The 23,041-nt window shown below is 70.0% G+C and carries 24 protein-coding genes; 12 read left to right on the top strand and 12 right to left on the bottom strand.

The genetic code is table 11. The features are described 5' to 3' along the window. The first annotated feature begins 33 nt into the window (after positions 1–33). On the top strand, positions 34–960 hold the full coding sequence (locus ABMQ42_RS02285) for an AraC family transcriptional regulator (protein ID WP_349721099.1): 927 nt from the start codon (positions 34–36) through the stop codon (positions 958–960). A gap of 30 nt (positions 961–990) precedes the next feature. Here the strand turns inward: ABMQ42_RS02285 and ABMQ42_RS02280 are convergent, their stop codons facing one another. Next, positions 991–2,727, bottom strand: coding sequence for an FAD-dependent monooxygenase (locus ABMQ42_RS02280; RefSeq protein WP_349721098.1), 1,737 nt, complete (start codon positions 2,725–2,727; stop codon positions 991–993). Between the two features lie 109 nt (positions 2,728–2,836). Here ABMQ42_RS02280 and ABMQ42_RS02275 point away from each other — a divergent pair, with 109 nt between their 5' ends. Next, positions 2,837–4,036, top strand: coding sequence for a Bcr/CflA family efflux MFS transporter (locus ABMQ42_RS02275; protein ID WP_349721097.1), 1,200 nt, complete (start codon positions 2,837–2,839; stop codon positions 4,034–4,036). Positions 4,037–4,087: 51 nt separating this feature from the next. Here ABMQ42_RS02275 and ABMQ42_RS02270 read toward each other — a convergent pair whose 3' ends face one another. Genes ABMQ42_RS02270 through ABMQ42_RS02260 form a run of 3 tightly spaced genes read right to left on the bottom strand, consistent with a single transcriptional unit; the run spans position 4,088 to position 5,335 of the window. Continuing rightward, entirely contained in the window at positions 4,088–4,483 is a 396-nt protein-coding gene (locus ABMQ42_RS02270) for a DUF1801 domain-containing protein (RefSeq protein ID WP_349721096.1), read from the bottom strand. A 38-nt stretch (positions 4,484–4,521) separates the two neighbouring features. Beyond that, the gene (locus tag ABMQ42_RS02265; protein WP_349721095.1) at positions 4,522–4,812 is read right to left on the bottom strand and encodes a hypothetical protein; all 291 of its coding nucleotides are present in this window, start codon (positions 4,810–4,812) and stop codon (positions 4,522–4,524) included. Between the two features lie 46 nt (positions 4,813–4,858). Next, positions 4,859–5,335: a carboxymuconolactone decarboxylase family protein gene (locus ABMQ42_RS02260; RefSeq protein WP_349721093.1), complete on the bottom strand. Its 477-nt coding sequence runs from the start codon at positions 5,333–5,335 to the stop codon at positions 4,859–4,861. A gap of 127 nt (positions 5,336–5,462) precedes the next feature. On the opposite strand from ABMQ42_RS02260, the gene ABMQ42_RS02255 reads away from it, so the two are divergent. Both ABMQ42_RS02255 and ABMQ42_RS02250 read left to right on the top strand, forming a co-directional pair. Further along, on the top strand, positions 5,463–6,401 hold the full coding sequence (locus ABMQ42_RS02255; RefSeq protein ID WP_349721092.1) for a LysR family transcriptional regulator: 939 nt from the start codon (positions 5,463–5,465) through the stop codon (positions 6,399–6,401). Positions 6,402–6,406: 5 nt separating this feature from the next. Then, positions 6,407–6,859 (top strand): DUF1801 domain-containing protein, encoded by a 453-nt coding sequence (locus ABMQ42_RS02250; RefSeq protein ID WP_349721091.1) that lies wholly within the window; start codon positions 6,407–6,409, stop codon positions 6,857–6,859. Positions 6,860–7,095: 236 nt separating this feature from the next. Here the strand turns inward: ABMQ42_RS02250 and ABMQ42_RS02245 are convergent, their stop codons facing one another. The 5 genes from ABMQ42_RS02245 to ABMQ42_RS02225 form a co-directional block, all read right to left on the bottom strand. Then, complete coding sequence (locus ABMQ42_RS02245; RefSeq protein WP_349721505.1) at positions 7,096–8,097, bottom strand: LacI family DNA-binding transcriptional regulator; 1,002 nt, start codon at positions 8,095–8,097, stop codon at positions 7,096–7,098. Between the two features lie 22 nt (positions 8,098–8,119). Continuing rightward, complete coding sequence (locus ABMQ42_RS02240; RefSeq protein WP_349721090.1) at positions 8,120–9,574, bottom strand: GH1 family beta-glucosidase; 1,455 nt, start codon at positions 9,572–9,574, stop codon at positions 8,120–8,122. A gap of 48 nt (positions 9,575–9,622) precedes the next feature. Further along, the gene (locus ABMQ42_RS02235; protein ID WP_349721089.1) at positions 9,623–10,516 is read right to left on the bottom strand and encodes a carbohydrate ABC transporter permease; all 894 of its coding nucleotides are present in this window, start codon (positions 10,514–10,516) and stop codon (positions 9,623–9,625) included. Continuing rightward, positions 10,513–11,598: a carbohydrate ABC transporter permease gene (locus tag ABMQ42_RS02230; RefSeq protein WP_349721088.1), complete on the bottom strand. Its 1,086-nt coding sequence runs from the start codon at positions 11,596–11,598 to the stop codon at positions 10,513–10,515. Before ABMQ42_RS02230 ends, ABMQ42_RS02235 begins: the two co-directional genes overlap by 4 nt. Before the next feature lie 84 nt (positions 11,599–11,682). Continuing rightward, positions 11,683–12,954: an ABC transporter substrate-binding protein gene (locus ABMQ42_RS02225; protein WP_502884596.1), complete on the bottom strand. Its 1,272-nt coding sequence runs from the start codon at positions 12,952–12,954 to the stop codon at positions 11,683–11,685. Positions 12,955–13,472: 518 nt separating this feature from the next. On the opposite strand from ABMQ42_RS02225, the gene purS reads away from it, so the two are divergent. The 4 genes from purS to ABMQ42_RS02205 all read left to right on the top strand — a co-directional run bounded on the left by purS (position 13,473) and on the right by ABMQ42_RS02205 (position 15,893). Then, positions 13,473–13,721, top strand: a complete 249-nt coding sequence (gene purS, locus ABMQ42_RS02220; protein WP_349721086.1) for a phosphoribosylformylglycinamidine synthase subunit PurS — start codon at positions 13,473–13,475, stop codon at positions 13,719–13,721. Next, positions 13,718–14,425, top strand: a complete 708-nt coding sequence (gene purQ, locus ABMQ42_RS02215) for a phosphoribosylformylglycinamidine synthase subunit PurQ (RefSeq protein ID WP_349721084.1) — start codon at positions 13,718–13,720, stop codon at positions 14,423–14,425. Before purS ends, purQ begins: the two co-directional genes overlap by 4 nt. Positions 14,426–14,617: 192 nt before the next feature. Then, entirely contained in the window at positions 14,618–14,953 is a 336-nt protein-coding gene (locus tag ABMQ42_RS02210; RefSeq protein ID WP_349721082.1) for a cupin domain-containing protein, read from the top strand. Between the two features lie 16 nt (positions 14,954–14,969). Then, positions 14,970–15,893, top strand: a complete 924-nt coding sequence (locus ABMQ42_RS02205; RefSeq protein ID WP_349721081.1) for a 2-hydroxyacid dehydrogenase — start codon at positions 14,970–14,972, stop codon at positions 15,891–15,893. A 16-nt stretch (positions 15,894–15,909) separates the two neighbouring features. Here ABMQ42_RS02205 and ABMQ42_RS02200 read toward each other — a convergent pair whose 3' ends face one another. Next, positions 15,910–16,428 (bottom strand): adenine phosphoribosyltransferase, encoded by a 519-nt coding sequence (locus ABMQ42_RS02200; protein WP_349721079.1) that lies wholly within the window; start codon positions 16,426–16,428, stop codon positions 15,910–15,912. Between the two features lie 79 nt (positions 16,429–16,507). On the opposite strand from ABMQ42_RS02200, the gene ABMQ42_RS02195 reads away from it, so the two are divergent. Together ABMQ42_RS02195 and ABMQ42_RS02190 are read left to right on the top strand one after the other, a co-directional pair. Further along, entirely contained in the window at positions 16,508–18,187 is a 1,680-nt protein-coding gene (locus ABMQ42_RS02195; RefSeq protein WP_349721078.1) for a glycoside hydrolase family 13 protein, read from the top strand. 39 nt (positions 18,188–18,226) lie between these two features. Next, on the top strand, positions 18,227–19,237 hold the full coding sequence (locus ABMQ42_RS02190) for a LacI family DNA-binding transcriptional regulator (RefSeq protein WP_349721076.1): 1,011 nt from the start codon (positions 18,227–18,229) through the stop codon (positions 19,235–19,237). 79 nt (positions 19,238–19,316) lie between these two features. On the opposite strand, the gene ABMQ42_RS02185 is transcribed toward ABMQ42_RS02190, so the two are convergent. Next, entirely contained in the window at positions 19,317–19,712 is a 396-nt protein-coding gene (locus ABMQ42_RS02185) for a winged helix-turn-helix transcriptional regulator (protein ID WP_349721075.1), read from the bottom strand. Positions 19,713–19,823: 111 nt separating this feature from the next. On the opposite strand from ABMQ42_RS02185, the gene ABMQ42_RS02180 reads away from it, so the two are divergent. Continuing rightward, positions 19,824–20,780: an NADP-dependent oxidoreductase gene (locus ABMQ42_RS02180; protein WP_349721074.1), complete on the top strand. Its 957-nt coding sequence runs from the start codon at positions 19,824–19,826 to the stop codon at positions 20,778–20,780. 159 nt (positions 20,781–20,939) lie between these two features. Further along, the gene (locus ABMQ42_RS02175) at positions 20,940–21,908 is read left to right on the top strand and encodes a hypothetical protein (RefSeq protein WP_349721073.1); all 969 of its coding nucleotides are present in this window, start codon (positions 20,940–20,942) and stop codon (positions 21,906–21,908) included. 40 nt (positions 21,909–21,948) lie between these two features. On the opposite strand, the gene ABMQ42_RS02170 is transcribed toward ABMQ42_RS02175, so the two are convergent. Beyond that, a complete protein-coding gene (locus ABMQ42_RS02170; protein WP_349721072.1) occupies positions 21,949–23,019 on the bottom strand; it encodes a VanZ family protein in 1,071 nt (356 codons plus the stop codon). Positions 23,020–23,041: the final 22 nt, after the last annotated feature.

Raw genomic sequence — 23,041 nt, 5'->3', positions numbered from 1 at the left:
TGCACGCGCAGGGCTCTTTGACGGGAGGCGCACATGGCCCGGCGGCATGAGCACGACGACCGGCTCGACGAGAGCTTCGACACCTGGGGGCGCTTCGACACCGGCGCGCCCGGCGGCCGGCTCGTGCGCGGCGAGCTCGATCGCACCCAGCTCGACCACATCCGCATCGACGCGCCACGGCACGTCGTGGTGCGCACCGCGGCGCACGTGGCGCGCATGCCCGCGCCGATGCACATCATGTTCGTGCAGCACGGCGGCCGCAGCATCCTGCATCCGTCCGACGGATCCGACCCGTTCGTGTTCGAACCCGGCGACATCGGCTACTGGACCAGTGAGCTGCTCTACCGCTGGGAGTTCACGGGCCCCTTCGAGCTGCTCATGGTGCGCGCGCCGTTCGCGGCCGTCGACCTCTCGCCCGCCGCGCTGCGGCCGCTCATCGGGCACGCGCTGCCGTCCGACAGCGGAATCGCCCGGCTCGTGGTGCCGTTCGTCGAGGAGGTGCTGGCCGATCCGGCACTGTTGGCGGGGCAGAGTGGAACCCGCATCGTGCAGAACGTCGTGGGGCTGTTCACGACGATGCTCGCGGGGGCGCTCGACCTCGCCGCGGCGCAGGATCGCTCCGCGCCGGCGTTCCTGCGGGTGATCGAGCACATCGCCGCGCACCTGCCCGAGCCGCTGGATCTGCGCCGCATCGCGGCAGACAACGACATGTCGGTGCGATACGTGCAGACGCTGTTTCACGAGCGCGGCACGTCGGTGTCGGAGTGGATCAGGATGCGGCGGCTCGAGCGCGCCCGCCAGGCGCTGGCCGACCCCACGCTGACGGGCATCGGGGTCGGGCAGCTGGCGGCCTCGTGCGGGTTCGCCGATCAGGCGCATTTTGCGCGCGCGTTCCGCGCCGCGTACGGCGAGTCGCCCACGCAGTGGCGCGAACGCGCGGGCGGTGTCACACCCGGGTGAGGTGCTGCGCGCGCGTGAGGTGCTGCGGCCTCACACGCGCACGACGGCGCGCCCGAGGGCGCGGTCGAGCGCGGAGGAGAGGGTGGATGCCGCATCCGCCCCCGGCGCCCCCGACGAGCGGTAGGCGATGTGGTGATCCGGACGCACGAGCACGCACCCGGCCTCGTCGGTACCGCGCAGCGACGCCCAGTCTCCGTAGGGGTCTTCGACCGCGCATCCGGGGCCGATGACGACGACGTCGACGTCGAGGCCGGCTGCGGCATCAGCCCATCCCTCCCCGCCGATGCCGGTCAGCAGGGTGAACCGCCCGCGTCCCACCAGGTCGAGCGTGGAGATCTGAGCCTGGCCGGGGCGCGCGACCCACGCGTGCGGCAGCGGCGAACCGGGCGTCGTCGAGGGCTCGTAGTACAGTTCGGCGTCGTGCTCGGCGGGCGGGGTCGCCCCGTCGGGGGTGATGCCGTCGGACACGTAGTGATGCCCGAGCTCGAGGCCCGAGGCGTTGAAGTTGTAGTCCTGCAGGTACAGCGCGTCATCGAGCTTCGCGCGCTGCACGGCACCGGCCGCGGTGTCGGTGAAGCGCGTGTGCATGCGCGCGTCGCCCTCCTTGGCGCTGAGCCCGGGCTCGAGGCCCAGTGCCGCGGGGATCGCCATCAGCGCCTCGAGCGAGCGGTTCGCACGGGCGACGATCTGGCGGGCCACCGGCACGCGCTCGCGGGTGTAGTCGTCGAGGATGCCGGGTCCCGCCGTGCCGCGCACGAGGGCCGCGAGCTTGTAGGCGAGGGCGAAGGAGTCCTGCACGCACGTGTTGGCACCCAGGCCCCCGGCCGGCGGGTGCCGGTGCGCCGCATTGCCGGCGATGATCACGCGCCCCTTGTTCAGCAGCTCGGCGTGGACCTCGTTGATCGTCCAGGTCGACGCGCCGATCAGGCGCACCCGCACGTCGGCGCCGACGTAGCGGCGTACGAGGGCGTTCGCCGCCTCTTCGCTGCGGTCGGGGCCGACGGCCGGGTCGTAGGGCACGGCGACGACCCATTCGTTCCACGGCTTCACGTTCACGAACATCGCGTTGTCGGTGAACGCCGCACCGCCCGGGCGGAACACCTGGTACAGCGATCCCGGCCGGTGGGCGGTGTAGGCGGCCAGGTCGGTCTCAACCCAGTAGTTGACCATGTGTCCGAGGCCCGCCTGGCCGACCACGTCGAACCCGATCTCGCGGCACACCACGCTGTTGTCGCCGTCGGCCCCCACCGCGTACCGCGAGATCACCTCGACCTCGTCGCCGGTGACCCGGTCACGGCACAGCGAGATGACGCGGTCGGGCTCCTGCCGCATGCGCACGAGCTCGAGGTTGAAGCGGATGTCGGCGCCGAACTCCTGCGCCGCGTCGCTCACGATCGGCTCGAGCACGTGCTGCGGGATGTTCGCGACCGCGCACGGGCTGGCCTTCGCATAGTCCGAGAGCCGGTCGGCGCCCGCACCCCAGCCGCGTCGGCGCGCGATCTCGCGGCCGGCGAGCGTCTCCGCCCACACGACCTGGCCCATGAACGACGCGGGCATCGCGGCATCCACGATCCGCTGCTCGATGCCGAGGTCACGGAAGACCTCCATCGTGCGCTGGTTGATGATGTGCGCGCGGGGCGAATTGGCGAAGCCCGGGTAGCGGGTGATCGCCGTCACGCCGATCCCGTCACGCGCCAACAGCGCCGCGCAGGCGAGGCCGGTGGGTCCGGCACCCACGATGAACACGTCCTGGTGCAAAGTCTCCACGGGAACCCCACTCCTCCTCGAGCTGCCGATCGCGCCGGCCTGCCGATATCGTAACCTTGATCGCACACGATCCTGCACACGATCTCCCCAGGTCGGCTAGAGTCGGCGGGTGCCCATCGATGCGCTGTCCGCCGTGAGCGGCAGTCGCGCGCGCACGATCCGCACGCTCGTGATCCTCGCGCTGTTGACGGCCGCCGCTCCCCTGTCGGTCGACATCTATACGCCGTCGCTGCCGCAGATCCAGGACGAGCTCGGCGGCGGCGCCTGGCTCGCCGAGGGCAGCGTCACGACGTGCCTGCTCGGCATCGCGATCGGGCAGCTGATCTGGGGGCCGCTCAGCGACCGGTACGGGCGGCGCCCCATCGTGCTCATCGGAGCGATCGGCTGGACCCTCGCCTCGGCGGCCAGCGCCGCCGCGACGACACCGGCGGTGCTGCTGGCGGTGCGTGTCGCGGTCGGACTGTGCGGTGCCGCCGGCATCGTCGTCGCGCGCAGCATCGTGCGCGACATCTCCGACGACGACCGGCTCACCGGGTCGCGCATCGGCATGCTGTCGGTGGTCACCGGCATCGCCCCGGTGATCGCCCCGACGATCGGCGCGGCCATCGCGCACGTGTTCACCTGGCGCGGCGACTTCGCCACCCTGGCCGTGCTGGGCGCGCTCACGACGGCGGCGTTCGCACTGTTCGTGCCCGAGACGCTGGCCGCCCGCTCGACGTCATCCGGCGCGGTGCGCGCGCTGGCGGCGGCGCTGCGCGATCGCGAACTGCTCGGAGCCGCGGTGTCGATCGGGCTGTTCTCGATCGGGTTCTACGCCTACATCGCGACGTCGGCGTTCATCGTCGAGACCGAGTACGGGCACTCCCCCGCCGTCTTCGGCGCGGTGTTCGCGACGAACGCGGCCGCAATGCTCGGGGCGACGCTGGTGTTCCGCGTGGTCGTACGTCATGCGCACGCGTCGGTGCCGCTGGGCATCGGGTTGGCGGTGAGTGGATGCAACGGCCTCGCCCTCCTCGTCGTCGCCGGAGTCGGCGGGCCGCAGTGGGCCGTGTGGATGCTCTCCGCCGTCTTCGCGGCGGGCGCCGGCTTCGTGCTGCCGGCCGCCCACAGCTGGGGGCAGGCGACCGCGGTCGCCAGCGGTGCGGCCTCCGCCCTGACCGGAGCGTTCCAGTTCTTCGGCGGTGTGCTCGGCTCGCCGGTGACCGGCGTGATCGGCACCACGGCCGCGCACTTGGGCGGACTGATCGCGGTGGCGTGCGTGCTGGCCGCCGGCGCCTGGGCGCTGGGTCGCACCGCGCGGCGGCGGTGAATGGCGGGATGCCACGGCTCGCACCGTTCGCAGACGGCGGCCGCGGCATCCTCACCCCTTCCGGTTCTGCGCGACCGCCTGACGCACCAGCTCCCGCAACCCGTCTTCGTCGACCTGCGCACCCTCGAAGACGTCGATCGCCCTGACCGTGCTGCCGTCCAGCCGGGCGTTGAAGAGGCCGGCAGAATCGTCCAGCCGTGCGCCCTGCGGGAAGGTGAGGCGCACGGCCTTCTTCAGCACATCGGCCATGCAGACGTTCCCACGGCAGGTCCAGGTGGCGACGCCCTCGGGCTTGGAGGGCTTGCGCCATTTGATCTCCTCGACGATCTCGGGATCGGCGCCGACGACGACGCGGCGGAGGGCGGCGAGCACCTCCGCCCGCCACCCGCCGACGGCGGTAATGATCGCGTCGATCTCTTCTCCTGCAGACGCCTCGTGAGTGCTCATGGTCACATCATCCCTTCCGTCGTCGGCCGCCGTGCGGCCTATCGTTCGTCGAGGATCTCACCGTCGATGATCGTGTGGTCCGCCGTCAACGACAGCGTGTCGCCGACCAGGGGGAACGCCGCCGCGGCCTGCGCGGCGCGCTGCATGTCGTCGGCGGAGTCCCAGCGCCAGATGTCGAGGTACGAGCCGTCATCCATCTTGATGAGGGTCGCGGCGGTGAAGGCCGGGTTGGCCGAGCGGATGCCGCGGATCAGGTTCGTGCGCTTCTCGAGCATCGCGGCGAGGTTGCCGGTCTCGACGGTGTATCTGTGGGTTCGTACGGTTGCCATCATCGTGCCTTTCGTTCGTCGTTCGTGGTGCTGTCGCCGGCCCGGTTCACGACCAGGAGGCGCCGGCGATCTGACGCGTGGTCGCGTTCAGCCGGTTGAACAGGTTCGTCGTCGCGATGTAGAGGACGAGGGCGGCCAGCTGCCGCTCGTCGAAGAAGCTCGCCGCCTCTTCCCACACCTCGTCCGAGACGGCGTCGGGCCGGTCGGCCAGGCGCGTCGCGCTCTCGGCCAGGGCGAGCGCCGCGCGCTCCTCGTCGGTGAAGTACGGCATCTCGCGCCAGGCGACGACCGCGTGCAGCCGCTCGTCGGTCTCGCCCGCCTGCTTCGCGGACTTCACGCCCGCGTCCACGCACGCGCTGCACCCGTTGATCTGGCTGACCCGCAGGTGCACGAGCTCGAGCGTCGCGTGCGCAAGATCGGTCTGCTGCGCGGCCTTCATCAGCGCGAAGATCGCGCTCGACGCACCGTCGAGGACGGCGGCCGGGTTCGACATCCGCGGGGTCATGGTCATCGTCGAAGTCATGTCATCTCTCCTTGTCCGAATGGTTCTTGCTGATGAGAAAAGCCTCGTCGGCGCGAAGATCCCGAACAATGTCCAGTCGCGAAACGCCCGTTGCGCCGAGGGTTAACGATCGGGAAGGATGACGGGGGTGGAGCTGCGTGACATCGAGATCTTCCTGACGCTCGCCGAGGAGCTGCACTTCGGCCGCACCGCGGAGAGGCTGTACATCTCACCGCCGCGCGTGAGTCAGGCCATCGCCAAGCAGGAGAAGCGGATCGGCGCGCCCCTGTTCGAGCGCACGAGCCGCAGGGTGACGCTGACTCCGCTCGGCGTCCAGCTGCGCGACGACCTCGAGGCCGGGTACCGGCGCATCCTCGAGGGCGTCGAGGCGGCGACGAACTCCGCGCGGGGCGGCCCCGAAGCGGTCGCGCTCGGCGTGATGGGTCCGATGTGGCAAGACCTCGCACCGCTGACCGCCCTGTTCCGCAGCCGCTTCCCCCAGGTGGATCTGCGTCTGCGCGAGATCCGCATCGACGACCCGTTCACCCCGGTCCGCAGCGGCGACGTCGACGTCGCACTGCTCTGGCTGCCGGTCGACGAACCCGACCTCCACGTCGGGCCGACGACGTTCACCGAGCCGATCGTGCTGATGGTGGGGCCTCATCACGAGCTCGCCGGCCGCGCCTCCGTGTCGTTGGACGAGCTCGGTGCCTACGACGTGCTCCCGTCGGGACTGCCGGTGCCCGAGTATTGGGAGTCGGCGATCTTCCCCGTCGCGCGCCACGGCGACGAGCCCGACCGCCCGACGCCCTCCCGTGAGGAGATGCTCTTCTCCCTCACGAGCGACAACCAGGCCGTCGCCTTCGCGTGCGGGCAGGCCCTGAAGTACTACGACCGCGGCGTGGCCGCCTACATCCCGATCGTCGAGCAGCCGATGCTGCGGTGGGGTCTGGTGCATCGCGCCGGCCCGCTGGGGCGCGGGGCGCGCGAGCTCATCGGCATCGCCGACGAGCTCGGCCCGCTAGAGCTGTCGCTCGAGCTCGAGCAGGATTCGAGAAGCGCGCGGGATGCGGCATCCGTATCGTGAATCACATGAGCACCGAGTCATCGACCAAGTCCGGCTTCACCGCGGAAGAGCGCGCGGCGATGCGGCAGCGCGCTGCAGAGCTGCGGGCACAGCAGCGCAAGGGCAAATCCTCCGAGGAGAAGGCCGCGATCGACCGGCAGGACCTCGTCGACGCCATCGCCGGCATGGACGACAGCGACCGGGCGATCGCCGAGGGGATCGACGACATCGTCACCGAGGTCGCCCCGCAGCTGGCGTCGAAGACCTGGTACGGCTTCCCCGCCTACACGCGCGGCGGCAAGGTCGTGCTGTTCTTCAAGCCGGCCGCCAAGTTCAAGGACCGCTACGCCACCCTCGGCTTTGAGACCAGTGCGCTGCTCGACGACGGGCAGATGTGGCCGACGTCGTACGCGATCCTGTCGCTGACCGATGCCGACAAGGAGCGCATCGCCGAGCTGGTGCGCCGCGCGGCCGGCTGAGCCGCGGCCGCGCCGTCTGCCGGTCCGCCCGTCCGCCGACCGGACAGCGAGTGTTCATCTCGCAGGAAGAATTCGCCGAACCCCCACGACACGCCGCGCGACACGCCCGGGATCCCACTTCCGTCCTGCGAGATGAACACGGCGCGCGTGCGACATCGCGAAAACCCGTGCGACCTCACGAAAACGCATGCGACCTCGCGAAAACCCGTGCGACCTCGCGGGCGGGCGCGGGGCGACTACGCCGAGGCGCGCACCACGAGCTCGGCCTCCAGGATGGTGCCGTGCGGCGGGTTCTGGCCCGAGAGGATGTCCAGCAGCAGCCCGGCCATCGTCTGCCCCTGCTCGAACGACGGCTGACGCATCGTCGTGAGGGCGGGGGCGGCCGAGGTCGCCACCGGCGAGTCGTCGACCCCGACGACGGCCACGTCCTCGGGCACGCGCAGGCCGGCGCCCTGCAGCACCTCGATCGCCCCGCGGGCCATCAGGTCGCTGGCCACGAAGACGGCGTCGGGCGGATCGCCCGCAGCCAGGATCTGCCGCATCGCCTCGGCTCCCCCGTCCGACGTGTACTCGCCGTCGACGTTCAGCCCCTCGGGCAGACCGGCGTCGCGCAGCGCCGAATGGAAGCCCTGCAGACGGTCGACGGCACTCGCCATCGTGAGGGGCCCGGTGATCGTCGCGATGCGGCGGCGGCCCGTCGAGATGAGGTACTGCGTGGCATCCCGACTCGCGGCGATGTTGTCGATGTCGACGTAGTAGTCGCCCTCGCGGTGGCGCACCGGGCGCCCGCCGTACACGACCGGCATGGTCGCGGCGATGCGATCGACGAAGGTGTCGCTCGTGTGGTGCGACACGATGATCGCGCCGTCGACGTTGCCGCCGCGCATGTAGCTGGTCATCTTGTGGCCGGGGTCGTCGCTGGCGATGAAGAGGTTCAGCACGTAGTCCGACCGCACGAGGCGTTCGTTGATGCCCGACACGATCGACGCGAAGAACGGGTCTCCGAAGAACCGCGTCGTGTCCTCGGGCACGACCAGCCCGATCGCCAGCGTCTGCCGGCTCGCCAGTGACCGCGCCGCGCGGTTGGGCACGTACTTCAGATCGGCGATGGCCTTCTGCACGGCGTCGAGCGCCGCCGGGCTCACCGCCGTCGACCCGTTGACCACGCGCGACACGGTCGAGCGCGAGACGCCCGCCGCAGCGGCCACCTCCTCGATCGTCACGGCCGCATGGTTCATCGCTTGCTTCACATGCGGGATGCTACCGGGCACCCGCGGTCGAGACGTCATCGAGCCGGCGCTCGGCGATGATCCGGGCGTACTCCAGCGCGCTGTCCTTGGGCGTGCGCTCCTGCGTGTCGTAGTCGACGCGCACGATGCCGAACCGCTTCGCGTAGCCCCACGCCCATTCGAAGTTGTCGAGCAGCGACCAGTAGAAGTAGCCGCGGACGTCGACTCCGGCATCCACCGCGTCCAGCACCGCGCCCAGGTGGGCGCGCACGTACTCCACACGGTCGGCGTCGTGCACGGCGCCATCGGTCACGACGTCGTCGTACGCCGCGCCGTTCTCGGTGACGAACAGGCGCACCCCCTTCTCACCGGTGTACTCGTCGTGCACGCGGCGCAGCAGGCGGGTGAGGCCCTCGGGCTGCACCTCCCAGTTCTGGCTCGTGCGCGGCAGGCCTCGTTCGACGGCGTGGATACCGGCATCCGACGGGTACGGGCTGCGTCCGGGGCGCGTGGTGGCCGGTGCGCCCGACACGGGCGGGTGCTCGGGAGCGGTGCCCGAGAGCAGGTCGCCGTGGTAGTAGTTGACACCCTGCGTGTCGATCGGCTGCGCGATGACCGCCAGGTCGCCGTCGTGCACGGCCGCTTCGAACGAGGCCACGGCCGCGGCATCCACCTTCCGGATGTCCTCGACGATGTCGGCGGGGTACGACGCCCGGTGGATCGGGTCGAGGAACCACCGGTTGAACTGGCCGTCGACGCGCCGCGCGGCATCGACGTCGGCCGGGTTCTGCGGGTCGGCGGGATCGGCGACCGTGTGGTTCAGCGTGATGCCGAGGTCGAGAGACGCATCGCGGGCCCGCAGCTCGCGCACGGTCTGCCCGTGGCCGAGCAGCAGGTGGTGCGAGGCGATCAGGCCCTCCTCGATGCTGTGGTGGCCCGGGGCGTGCTCGCCGCCGGTGTAGCTGAGGAACGAGGCGCACCACGGCTCGTTGAGCGTCGTCCACACGGGCACCCGGTCGCCCAGCGCGTCGTGCATGTCGAGCGCGTACTCGGTGAACAGATCGGCCGTGGAACGCGCCGTCCAGCCGCCGCGATCCTGCAGGGCCTGCGGCAGATCCCAGTGGTACAGGGTCAGCCAGGGCAGGATGTCGGCCTCGCGCAGCTCGTCGACCAGGCGCTTGTAGAAGTCGAGTCCGGCGGGGTTCAGCGCACCGCCGTCGGGACGCACCCGCGACCACGACACTGAGAAACGGTAGGTCTGCAGGCCCAGGCGCTTCATGAGCGCGACGTCGTCGCGATAGCGGTGGTAGTGGTCGCACGCCACGTCGCCGTTGTCGCCGCCGATGACGGCGCCCGGCTCGCGGCAGAACACGTCCCAGATCGAGTCGCGTCGCCCGTCTTCATGGGCCGCGCCTTCGATCTGATAGGCAGCGGTCGCCGCCCCGAAGAGGAAGTCCTGCGGGAACGGCCGGCCGATCGTGCTCATATGGGCGGAGTCCTCTCTCAGAAGGGTCGAACGAGGTGTCGTCAAGAGTCAGCCTTTCACAGCACCGGCCATGATGCCGCTGACCAGCTGCTTGCCGGCGACGACGAGGACGATGATCAGCGGGATGGTCGCCAGCACCGCGCCGGCGAGGACGACCGAGTAGTCCACGTACTTCGCGCTCTGCAACTGGCTCAGCGCCACCTGCAGCGTCGGATTCTGCGGGACGACGAGCATCGGCCACAGGTAGTCGGTCCAGGCGGTCATGAACGTGAACATGCCGAGGATTCCCATGGCCGGACGTGCCGCCGGAACACCGACGTGCCAGAACGTGCGGATCATGCTCGCACCGTCGATGCGGGCCGCCTCGATGAGTTCATCGGGGATGACGTCGACGAGGTACTGCCGCATGAAGAACACACCGAACGCCGTGACCAGCGTCGGGATGATCACCGCGCCGAGCGTGCCGGTCCAGCCGAACTGCTTCATGACCATGAACATCGGGATGATGCCCAGCTGCGTCGGCACCGCGAGTGTCGCGATGACGAAGACCATCAGCCCCTCGCGGCCCCGGAAGCGCAGCTTCGCGAAGGCGTATCCGGCCAGGGTCGAGAACAGGATGACCGAGGCCGTGATGACGGCGGCCACGACGATGGAGTTGCCCAGGGCCTTCCAGAAGTCGATCGTGTCGAACACGACGGCGACGTTCTTCCAGAACTGCCCGCCGGGCAGCAGCGGAGGCCACGTCTGCGTCATCGCGGCGTTGTCGCGCGAGCCCATGACGAACGACCAGTACAGGGGGTAGGCACCGGCGACGAAGAACACGACGACGAGCGTGTAGCTGAACCAACCCGGGCGGCGCTCGATGCCGTGCCCGCCGCGTCGATGGCGCGCGGCCCGCGGGGCGGTGGTCGAGACCGGTGGGGTGAGGGTCTGCGCGGTCATTCGATGCTCCCTTCTGCGCGCATCGACGCGACGGACGCGGCTTCACGCTCGCGCACCCGCGCCAGACGGCGCGCCTTGCGTCGTGAGATCGCCTTGGTCTCGGCACCCGAGATGCTGCGTGTGAGCAGGAAGTTCACGAGCCCGACGATGACGATGATCAGGAACAGGATCCATGCGACGGCGGCGGCCTTGCCGAACTGCTGCCGGTTGAACGCGAGGTCCCACAGATACAGCACGGTCGTCTGATACTGGCGTTGCGCGCCGCCGGGTATCGCGCTCGCGGCGTTGAAGAGCTTCGGTTCGGTGAAGATCTGCAGTCCGCCGATCGTCGCGGTGATGATGACGAAGATGAACGTGGGCTTGATGCTCGGGATCGTGATCGAGAAGAACCGGCGTGCAGCGCCGGCGCCGTCGATCGCGGCGGATTCGTGCAGGTCACGCGGAACCGCCTGCATGGCGGCAAGCAGGATGAGCGCGTTGTACCCGGTCCAGCGCCAGTTCACCATCGTGGCGATGGCGATGTGGGCGGGGAGGGTGTCGCTCTTCCACATGACTCCGGGCAGGTGGAAGGCCTCGAGGAGGTTGTTGATCAGGCCGTACTTCTCGCCGAACATGTTCGAGAAGATGAGCGTCACGGCCACGGGCGTGACCACGTAGGGCAGGATCACCGAGATGCGCCAGAACGTCTTGGCGCGCAGGTTCTGATCGAGCACGGCGGCGATGACGGTCGCGGCGATCAGCTGGGGGATCGCCGACAGGAAGAAGATGCTGAAGGTGTTGAAGACCGAGTTCCAGAACAGCGGATCGGTCAGCTCGGCCGCGAAGTTGTGGAAGCCCACCCAGTCCCCGGGGCCGGTGAGCAGGTTCCAGTCGTTGAGCGACACGACGAACGTGTACAGCAGCGGGAACAGACCGACCAGGCCGAACAGGATGAAGAACGGCGCCACGTAGAAGTAGGGCGAGTACCGCACATCCCAGCGGTTCAGACGCTGGCGGAGAGTGAGCCGGGAGTTGGATGCCGCGGGCTGCGGCGCGTTCGGGCGCGTCTGCCGTCGCGGCGGCGAAGAGAGTGTGGAAGTCATGACGAATGCACCTGACGAGAAGGGGGTGCCGGCGGCCCCTGTGGGGGGGCGCAGGGGCCGCCGGCGGCTTGCGGAACCGGTCCGCTACTTGTTGACCACGAGCTGGTTGAGCAGCTTGATCGCGTTGTTCCACGCCTTGGTGCCGTCAGCCTTGCCCGCATCGAGCAGCTGGACACTCGGGCCGAACACCTGAGACTGGATGACCGAGTCATCCGGACCCTTGTACTGGGCGACGACGCCCTCGGCGCGCTTGGCGAGGATCTTGCCGATCGGCGCATCGTTGAAGAACGCCGTCAGCTCACTGGCACCGGTCACACCGGAGTCGCTCTGCGCCTTGATGTTGCTCGGGAAGGCACCGGCCGCCTGGAACGCGGTCACCTGCGACTGCTCGCTGGTGAGGTACTGGGCGAGTTCCGCGGCCTCCTTCGGGTGCTTCGACGTGGTCGGCACGGTCAGGAACGACCCGCCCCAGTTCGCGGGGCCGCCGGGGAACACGTCGGCGAAGTCCCACCCGGAGCTCGCGTCGCCGCCCGCGGCCTCGGTGCTGCCCTTGAGGTTTCCGAGCATCCAGCCCGGGCACACGAAGGTCGCGAACGAGCCGTCGACGAAGGCCTTGCCCCCGCCCCAGTCCCACTGGGTCTGGTTGCTCGACAGGCCGTCGGCCGCACCCTGCGCGAGCAGCGCCCAGCGGGCCTTGAGTTCCGCGTTGTTCTCGACGTTCAGCTGACCGTCAGAGGTGTAGTACCCCTCGGGGAGCTGGTTGACCATCGAGTTCCAGATGAAGCCCGACTGGTCGTACCAGGCCTTGCCGGTCTTCTCGTGGTACTCCTCACCGATCTTGAAGAAGTCCTCCCAGGTCGCGTCGTCGCCGCCGAAGAGCTTGGCGACGTCGTCGCGGTCGGTGGGCAGGCCCGCCGCGGCGAAGAGCTTGCTGTTGTAGCAGAGGCCCTCGGGACCGATGTCGGTGCCGTAGCCGATGATGCGCCCGTTGGCGTCCGTGGCCTGCTTGACCTTCCAGTCGACCCAGTTGTCGGAGATCTTGTCGGCGCCGTAGTCGCGCAGATCGGTGAACGAGTCGCTGACCTGCATCACCTTGGCGAGCCAACCCTCTTCGACCGCCTGCACGTCGGGAAGCCCGGAACCGGCGGCCTGCTTGGTCTGCCAGTCGGTGAGCGCGTTGTCACCGGTGTCGATGTTCGTGGCCTTGATGGTGATGTTCGGGTGCGAGTCCTCGTACTTCTTGTACAGCGAGTCGAGCCCCATGGTGCCGAACGTGGTCACGGTGAGCGTGATCTTCTCGTTCGAGTCGCCGGAGCCCGAGCTGCCGCTGCTGCTGGCGCAGCCGGCGAGGGCCATGGCGGCGGTGGACACGGCTGCCGTCACGATGACGGTGCGCCGCAGTGCACGTGATTTCACGATGTCACTCCTTTGTGGTGTGCGGATTTCTTCGGGTGATGCGGAGGAGTGGGCGGGAGCGCGTCGGCCTGCGAGCATCCTTGTGGGAGCGCTCCCACTCACGGTGCGATCCAGAGTATGGGAACGCTCCCACGCACGTCAAGGGAGCGCTCCCACAGATTGCATCACGGTTCGATAACGGACCCCGCTGCACCCTCGCCGCGATCCGCGAGAGAACATCTGCTCGCCGAGAGAACGGGTATTGCCCGCATCCTCGGCCTGCAGTTGTTCTCTCGCGGACGTGGAGGGTGGGGGTGGGTGGGGGTGGGGGTGGATGCCGCGGACGTGGGGTGGGGGGTGGATGCCGCGGACCCGGGCCGCGCCGGCAGCGACGAGGGGCCCACGGCTCCCAGCGAAACGGCGCGGCGCGGGCCCGTAGACTGGTGGGGCACCCTTTTCCGCGACATCCGGAGCCCTCAATGCCCACCATCGTCGTCGACGTCATGCCCAAGGCCGAACTGCTCGATCCGCAGGGGAAGGCCGTCGCCGGCGCCCTGAACCGCATCGGCGACAGCGCGTTCAGCGCGGTGCGCATCGGCAAGCGCTTCGAGCTCACCGTCGAGGGCGAGGTCACCGACGCCGTGCTCGCCGAGGCCAAGCGCGTGGCCGACGAGGTTCTCTCGAACGCCGTGATCGAAGACGTCGTGGGCATCGAGGTCGTGGAATGACCGTCCGTATCGGGGTCATCACCTTCCCGGGCTCGCTCGACGACGGCGACGCGCAGCGCGCCGTGCGCATCGCGGGTGCCGAGCCGGTCGCCCTGTGGCACGGTTCGCACGACCTCGATGGCGTCGACGCGCTCGTGCTGCCGGGTGGCTTCAGCTACGGCGACTACCTGCGCTCGGGCGCGATCGCCGCGCTCTCGCCGATCATGGCGGAGGTGAAGGACGCCGCGGCCGCCGGCATGCCCGTGCTGGGCATCTGCAACGGCTTCCAGATGCTCGTCGAGGCACACCTGCTGCCGGGCGGCCTGATCCGCAACGCCAATCAGCAGTTCATCCGCCGCGACCAGAGGCTGCGCGTCGAGAACGCCGACACCGCCTGGACCAGCGCCTTCGAGTCCGGCCAGGAGATCGTCATCCCGCTGAAGAACGGCGAGGGCGGGTACATCGCCGACACCGAGACGCTGGCGCGCATCGAGGGCGAGGGCCAGGTCGCGTTCCGTTACCTGGGCGTCAACCCGAACGGCTCGCTGAACGACATCGCCGGCGTGACGAACGAGCGCGGCAACGTGGTGGGTCTCATGCCGCACCCCGAGCACGCGACCGAGCCGGGCTTCGGACCCGACACCGCCGCCGCGATGCGCTCGGGTGTCGACGGCCTCGGCTTCTTCGCCTCGGCGATCGCGGCCGTCGCCGCGGTCGCGGCCTGAGCCCGCGGCATCCCCTCTCCCATCCCCGTCCTCGCACCCTCTCTCAGCAGTGAGAGTGCAGCGGGTGGACGAGGGAGCGGTTGCTTCCCTATCTCTCGTCGACCAGTTGCACTCTCAACGGCAAAGGGCGCGCGCGGCACGGCCCGGCGCGCGCAGAACAGTGGTTGACTGGGCGCGGAAGCGGAGGTGACCGTGTCGCAGAAGATCTCCCTCGTCGCACAGGCGCGACAGGAACTCAAGCTCGCCGCCGACGCCCCCAGCGGGCGGAGCGCGAAGACCGTGTACGGCGGTCATGAGAAGGCCCTGCGTCAGACCGTCATCGGCCTGCGGGCAGGGCGCGACCTCGAAGAGCACAACAACCCCGGCGAGGCGACGGTGCACGTGATCAGCGGGCACATCCGGCTGCGCTCGGGCGACGTCGTCTGGGAGGGGCTGCCCGGCGACCTGCTCATCGTGCCCGACGGGCGCCACGCCGTCGAGGCCGTCGACGACTCGGCGTTCGTGCTGACGGTCGTCAAGTCGGTCTGACCGTACCGTGGAGGGTATGGCAGGTCTCGTCGTCTCCGTTCCCACTCCGCAGCTCGCCGCCGATCTTCAGCCGGTGCCCGACGGCGTCGAGGTGATCGAGTGGGGGATGGATGCCGCGGCCCCGCGCGACGCGATCGACATCGTCGTGCCGCCCTACATGAACGCCGGCAAGGTCTACCCGTGGCTGCAGGGCGTGCGCACCCGGCTCGTGCAGAGCCAGTCGATCGGCTATGACGGCATCGCCGACGTGCTGCCGGCCGGGCACGTGTTCGCCAATGCCGCGAGCGTGCATGAGACCTCGACGGCCGAGCTCACAGTCGCCCTGACCCTGGCGGCGCAGCGCCATCTGCCCGACTTCGTGCGTGCGCAGGAGCACAGGCAGTGGGCCCCGGTGTTCGCCGCGAGCCTCGCCGACCGCCGTGTGCTGCTGCTCGGGTACGGCGGCGTGGGCAAGGCCGTGGCCGAGCGTCTGGCGCCGTTCGAGGTCGCGCTGACCGTGGTCGCGCACCGCGCGCGCACCGAGGGCGCGCTGGTCGTGCACGGCGTCGACGAGCTGCCGGCGCTGCTGCCGGAGGCCGAGATCGTGATCCTCACGCTGCCGGGCGGCGATGCGACGCGGCACATCATCGACGACGCGGCGCTGTCACTGCTGCCCGAGGGCGCGCTGGTGGTCAACGTCGGGCGCGGGCCGCTGGTCGACACCGACGCACTCGTCGAGCACGCGCGTCGCGGGCGGATCCGCGCGGCACTGGACGTCACCGATCCCGAGCCGTTGCCGTCCGATCACCCGCTGTGGACGCTGCCGGGCGTGCTGATCGCGCCGCACGTGGGCGGCGCGTCGACGGCGATGCGTCCGCGGATCGCAAAGCTCATCCGCACGCAGATCGACAGGATGCTGGCCGGTGAGCCTCCGCTGAACGTGGTGCTGCCGGCATCCTGACCCGGTGTCCCCCGCGTCAGCCGCGGAAGATCGTGTGCACGTCGCCGACGAGCGCGCGACCGCCGAGGCCCTCGAGCTCCATGAGCACCGACGTGCCGACGACCTCGCCGCCGAGCTCGCGGACCAGGGTGTGCGCGGCCTGAAGCGTGCCGCCGGTGGCCAGCACATCGTCGACGAGCAGCAGTCGCATGCCGGGCCGGATGTCGTCGTGCGCCTCGATCGTGGCAGTGCCGTACTCGAGGGCGTAGTCGACGGATGCCGCGGGTCGCGGCAACTTGCCGGCCTTGCGGATCGGCACCAGGCCGACCCCTGCCGCGATCGCCACGGCGCCCGCGAGCAGGAACCCGCGGGCCTCGATCCCCGCGACCACGTCGAACGTGCCGGCGAACGGCTCGATCATCGCGTCGATCGTCGCGCGCAGGGCGTCGGCGTCGGCGAGCAGCGGGGTGATGTCACGGAAGAGCACACCGGGTTCGGGATAGTCCGGGATGCTGCGGATCAAGCTCTCCGCACGGGCAAGTCTGTCGTCGGGCACTCATCAACCTTACGCGGCGCTTTTCGGCGCCGACTGTGCCCGCTCACAGAAATGTAAGCGCTTGCACTAGCATGGCCTCATGACTTCGACCGCGCTCGACGCCGCGCACGCTCTGCCCACCTCCCCCGGAGCCGAATGGTGGCGCTCCGCCGTCATCTATCAGATCTATCCGCGTTCGTTCGCCGACAGCAACGGCGACGGCATGGGCGACCTGCCCGGCATCACCGCGCACCTCGCCGATCTCGCCGACCTCGGCATCGACGCGGTCTGGCTGAGCCCGTTCATGACGAGTCCGCAGAAGGACGCCGGCTACGACGTCGCCGACTACTGCGACGTCGATCCGCTCTTCGGCACGCTCGATGACTTCGACGCCATGCTGTCCGAGGCCCACCGCAACGGGATCCGGCTGATCGTCGACCTGGTGCCGAACCATTCGTCCGACCAGCACGTCTGGTTCCAGCAGGCGCTGGCGGCCGCCCCCGGCAGCCCCGAGCGCGCCCGCTACCTCTTCCGCGACGGCAAGGGCGAGGGCGGCGAGCTGCCGCCGAACAACTGGCAGTCAGTGTTCGGCGGCCCCGCCTGGACCCGCGTCACCGAAGCCGACGGCACCCCCGGCCAGTGGTACCTGCACCTGTTCGACACGTCGCAGCCCGACTTCGACTGGACGAACCCCGAGGTGCGCGCCGAGTTCCGCCGCGTCCTGCGCTTCTGGCTCGACCGCGGTGTCGACGGCTTCCGCGTCGACGTCGCGCACGGCCTCATGAAGAAGGACGGCCTGCCCGACTACACGCCCGCGTCCGACGCCGGCTCGATGGGCGGCGACTCGGTCGGCGTGCCGTACTGGGGCCAGCCCGAGGTGCACGACGTGTACCGCGAGTGGCACGACGTGCTCGCCGAGTACGACGGCGACCGCGCGCTGTGCGCGGAGGCCTGGATGCCGACGGTCGCCGAGATCGCGATGTGGGTGCGCTCCGACGAGATGCACCAGGCGTTCAACTTCGACTACATGATGACCGAGTGGGACCCGGCGAAGCTCCGCGCCGTCATCGCCGAGTCGATCCGCGAGTACCACGCCGTGGGCGCTCCCAGCACCTGGGTGCTCTCCAACCACGACGTCATCCGGCACGCGTCGCGCCTGGCGCTGACCGCCGACAGCCCGCAGGGCGAGGGCATCGGGCCGAACTCGCCCGGCAAGCCCGACCCGGTGATCGGCCTGCGTCGCGCCCGCGCCGCCACCACGCTCATGCTGGCGCTGCCCGGCTCGGCCTACGTCTACCAGGGCGAGGAGCTCGGACTGCCCGAGGTCATCGACATCCCCGATGAGGCGCGGCAGGACCCGACCTGGTTCCGCACGAACGGCGAGCGCTACGGTCGCGACGGCTGCCGCGTGCCGCTGCCCTGGGTCGCCGACGCCCCCGCATACGGCTTCAACACGACCGGTGCGTCGTGGCTGCCGCAGCCGGCCCAGTGGGCGCACCTCGCGCGTGATGTGGAGGCGGCGGATGCGGCATCCACCCTCTCCCTCTACAAGACGCTGCTGGCCGAACGTCGCGCGCGCGGCCTCGCAACGGGCACACTGGAATGGGTCGAGGGCTACGGCGCCGATATCGTGGCATTCCGCAACGGGAATATCACCGTCGTCGCGAACCTCGGCGCCGAGCCGGTGGCGCTGCCGACGGGACGTGTGATCGTCGCCAGCGGGCCGGTCGGCGATGCCGGTCTGCCCACCGACACCACCGTGTGGGTCGAGACCGACTGACGCACTGCTGAGAAGGCCACAGGCCGAAAGGGACGCGCAATGGTGAGCATCGACGAGGTCGCCCGGCTCGCGGGCGTGTCCACCGCGACCGTGTCGCGGGCGCTCAGCGGCCGTGGTCACGTGTCGGACGCGGCCAAGACGCGCGTGCGCGCGGCGGCCGACGAGCTCGGCTATGTCGTGTCGGCGTCCGCGTCGAGTCTCGCCTCGGGGCGCAACCGCAACATCGGGCTGCTCGTGCCGTTCCTCGAGCGCTGGTTCTTCAGCACCGTGCTGTCGGGCACGGCGACCGAGCTCATGCGACAGGGGTTCGACACGACGCTCTACAGCCTCGCCGAGGACCGCGATCTGCGCCGCAACGTGTTCGACACGCTGCTGCGCCGGCGGCGGGTGGACGGTGTGATCGCGGTCTCGCTCGAGCTCGAGGACGACGAGATCGACGGGCTGCTGGCGCTCGGGATCCCGGTGATCGCGATCGGCGGCCCGAACCCGCGGCTGAGCACCCTGACCGTCGACGATGTGGGCGTCGCGCGGCTGGCGACGCAGCATCTGCTGGCCCTGGGCCATCGCCGCATCGCGCACATCGGCGCGAGCCCCGAGTTCGACCTCGACTTCCACATCCCGACGCAGCGGCGGCAGGGCTTCGAGCAGGCGCTCGACGAGGCGGGCATCGACGTCAACCCGACGCTGTTCGAGCCGGCCGACTTCACGATCGAGGGCGGCTTCCGCGCTGCGAAGCAGCTGCTGGGGCGGCCAGGTGAGCAGCCGACGGCGATCTTCGCGGCCTCCGACGAGATGGCGATCGGCGCGCTGCTGGCGTCGCGCGAGCTCGGCTACAGCGTGCCGCACGACCTGTCGATCGTGGGCGTCGACGGTCACGAACTCGGCGAGTTCTTCCGCCTGACCACGGTCGATCAGTTCCCGCTGCGGCAGGGCGCGCGGGCGGCGACCGCGATGCTCACCGCGCTGCGCGGCGGCCAGGCGCCCGAGCCGTCGCCGCTGCCGTTCGAGCTCATCGTGCGCGGGACGACCGCGCGACCGGCCGTCGACTGACGAGTGGATGCCGCGGGCCGCGGCTCATCGCGCGGGCCCCGGGTCTGCCAGTGGCCGCGGCTCATCGCGCGGGCCGAGGTCACTTCTGTGGTTGCAGCACCTCGTCGCGCGGGCGGTCGGGGCCGAGCACGTCGTCGAGGTGGTGCTCGACCCAGACGCGCAGGCCGCGCAGCGGCTCGGCGACGCTGCGCCCGAGGTCGGTGAGCGCATACTCGACGTGCGCGGGGACGGCCGGATAGACGGTACGCGAGACGAGGTCTGACGCCTCGAGTCGCCGCAGCGTCTGCGCGAGCATCTTGGGGCTCACACCGCCCAGCAGCTGCTTGAGCGCACCGAAGCGCATCGGCCCGTCTTCGAGCGCGCCGATCGCCAGCGCGGTCCACTTGTTCGCGAGCAGGTCGAGCAGCGATCGGCAGGGGCAACCGGCCTCGTACACGTTGTGATGGTCGTGCCGGCCGGTCGGGCAGGATTCCACGGATGCTCCTCTCATGGTTCCCGAAAGTTACTGATAGCCCTTGCGGGTAACCACTATCCGAAGCATACGGTCGAACCCGCGGGCGGAGACGCCGCCCGGAGGGAGATCAGGATGAACACGATGCGGGCGATCCGCCAGACGGCCTTCGGCGACTCGTCGGTGCTCGAGCTCGTCGAGGTGCCGGTGCCCGAGCCGCTGCCCACCGAGGTGCGGGTGCGGGTGCATGCCGCGGGCGTGAACCCGGTCGACGGCAAGACGCGGGCGGGGCAGGGTATGGCCGCGATCCAAGGCGAGCCGCCGTTCGGCGTCGGCTGGGATGTCTCGGGCGTCGTGGACGCCGTGGGCTTCGGCGTGACAACCCTCGCTCCGGGCGACGAGGTGTACGGCATGCCGTGGTTCCCGCGCGAGGCCGGCGCCTACGCCGAGTACGCCACGGCGCCGTCGCGCCAGTTCGCCCGCAAGCCGCGCTCGATCGGGCATGTCGAGGCGGCGGCGCTGCCGCTCGCGGCGCTGACCGCCTGGCAGGCGCTCGTCGACACCGCACACGTCGAGGCCGGGCAGCGCGTGCTCATCCATGCCGCGGCCGGTGGCGTGGGCCACCTCGCCGTGCAGATCGCAGCGTCCCGCGGCGCCCACGTGATCGGTACCGGCAGCGCCGCGCGTGAGGAGTTCGTGCGCTCACTGGGCGCCGCCCAGTTCATCGACTACCGCTCGACGCGCTTCGAGGAGCAGCTCGAGCCCGTCGACGTCGTCATCGATCTGATCGGCGAGGCGGAGCAGACCGGACTCCGTTCGGTCTCGATCGTGCGGCCGGGCGGACTCTACGTGGGCGTCCCGTCGGGCATCAGCGCCGAGGTCGCTGCTGCGGCCGAGGCCCGCGGCGTGCGCACCACAGGCTTCCTCGTCGAGCCCGACGGCGCAGCCCTGACACAGATCGCCGAGCTCGTCGACACCGGCGCGCTGCGTGTCGCGGTCGAGCGCACGTTCCCGCTCGCGCAGGCCGCCGCCGCGCAAGACGCCGTGGCGACCGGGCGCACGCAGGGCAAGATCGTGATCGAAGTGGTGTGAGAGGGGGGATGCCGCGGGCACGGGCGCACGCGAGCAAGGTATGTCCCCCGAACGCCCGACTCCCGCCGGGGCGTGATTCCAATAGTCTGGGCCTGCTCATGGGCACCCGGCAGTTCGGTCGTGACACATCGATAGGAGACAGATGAAGAGGTCGCTTGCATGAGCACCGACACGCGCCCGTGGGAAGACGCGGAAGACGCGGCGGTCGCCCTGTCGCTTCTCGCTGAGCGTGATGAGCGAGCGAGGCTCATCTCCGCGGTCGACGGTCGCTGGGTGCTCGCCGAGCAGAACCGACAGCATGAGACCGCAGCGGCCGCATACGCCGCAGCTCTCATGGAGAGCGGCATCCATGCCGAGTCGACGACCGGCCGTGGGCCGTTCGTGGCGGCGACGGTGGATGGGCACGTCATCGTCCTGCAGGAGCAGTGTCTGACCAGGGTCACGACAGGCATGCGCGTCGCCTCCGTAGATGAGATCCCGACGACGCCATCCGCACCCGGCCCTGCACAGCGTCTTCTGGACGATGCTCTCCGCGCTCTCGGCCTCACAGACGTCGTGCCCGCCATCTCCCCGCTCACACTCAGTGACGTGGCGGATGCTCTGCAAGCCGCACTCCCGTCACCGTCGGTGCGTGAGAACAAGCTTCTCGGCGGTGTCCGCCGGCGCTCGTGCTTCCCCTTCCACGAAGCGGAATCGTTCAGCTCTGCGGGTGTCCTCGCCTCCGCTGACGCGGTCGATGCCGTGCGACAGGTGCGTGCCGATCTGGAGACGTGCGAGGTCATCTTCGCCGAACGCTGGGCACAGCTGATCGCGATCGAGATGGCTCGGGAGACGGCGCTGTCGCCGGATCCCTCTCCGACGGGTGGAATGGCCTTCTCGCCGGCCGCTCACCAGCTCGCAGATTGGCTGCAGCTCGCTCCCGCCGAACTCGCCGCGGGTGAGGGAAACCTCGTCATCCTCGGCCGACGATTCGCACACGACTCAGAACTGGTCGAGGTCGCGGTCGGTGAGCTCGCTGCGGCTCATCCGGTGACCGAAGACCCCTGGTTCATCTGGCTGTTCCACGACGGCGTCGTGCAACGGTTGCGCCTGCGCACCGACAGCGATCGGCGGTCGAGCGCCGAGTGACGAGTGACGAGTGGATGCCGCGGGCCGGGGCATCCACTCGTCATCCGGCCTCGCCGGCGGTCACCCTCAGCGAGCGCGCGTCGACGAGCTGCTGCCCGCTGACCACGCCCGGCAGACCGCGGCCTCGACCTGTCGTGAAGAACAGGACGATGCTGGCCAGGCCGAACAGCCACACGAGCCAGCCCCACCCGGGGATCATGCCGAGCAGCGCGTAACCGCCGATGCCGCCGACGAAGCGCAGCAGGCGGGCGAGCGGTATCGGGACCGGCCCGCCCGTGTAACGCAGCTGCACGGTGAGGTCGCCGATCATGCCGCCCGTCGTCATCACCGCGATGAGCCAGATCGCCAGCGCCGTGATGCTGCCGGTCAGCGAGGCCGCGGTACCGCCGCGCACGAGCTCGTCGTAGCCGAGCGTGTGCAGGCCGAGCTGGGTCGTCAGGGTCACTGCGGCTTCGACGAGGGTGATCGCGAGGAGGTCGCAGAGCATCGCGAGCGCGCGGCGCCCCCGGGTGACGGGGCGCGGGTCGTCCGCGGTGTCGAGCTGCGGCATCCCCCGATGACGACGCGGAACGAGCAGGGCGATGAGCGATCCGGCGAGCGCGCCCAGTGTGTTCGTCAGCAGGTCGTCGACGTCGAACACCCGGTACGCGCACGGGTACAGACCCCAGACGCCGGTTAGCTGGGTGAACTCGATGATGAGCGAGGTGCCCAGTCCCACGAGACCGGCGACGAGGATGCCGCGGCCGGCGAGCACCCGCAGGAAGAACCCCAGCGGCACGAACAGCACCACGTTGAGTCCGAGCTGCAGGATGCCGCTGTTCAGCAGCGGATTGCCGGGACCGGCGAGCGCGCCGCGGATGTCGTCGACGAACTGCAGCAGGTTGAGGTTGACGCCCGCGCAGCGGATGGTCTCGGGGTCGGGCAGCGGCAGCAGCGTGTACGTCCAGATCGCCCAGAAGTAGACGAGCGCCGCGGCCCAGAGCACGAGGCGGCCGGCGCTGAGTTGTCCGCGACGCCGATAGCTCAGTGCGACGAACGGCACGAACAGGATGAGGCCGACGAACGCCCCGATCCCGACGGCGATCGCTCCGAGCATGACCTGATCCGACACGGATCGAGCCTACGGGCTGACC

The sequence above is a fragment of the Microbacterium sp. KR10-403 genome (assembly GCF_040196215.1).
Taxonomy (GTDB): Bacteria; Actinomycetota; Actinomycetes; order Actinomycetales; family Microbacteriaceae; genus Microbacterium.
The sequence above is the reverse complement of the archived record's forward strand: the minus strand, read 5'-3'. Positions and strand labels throughout refer to the sequence as shown.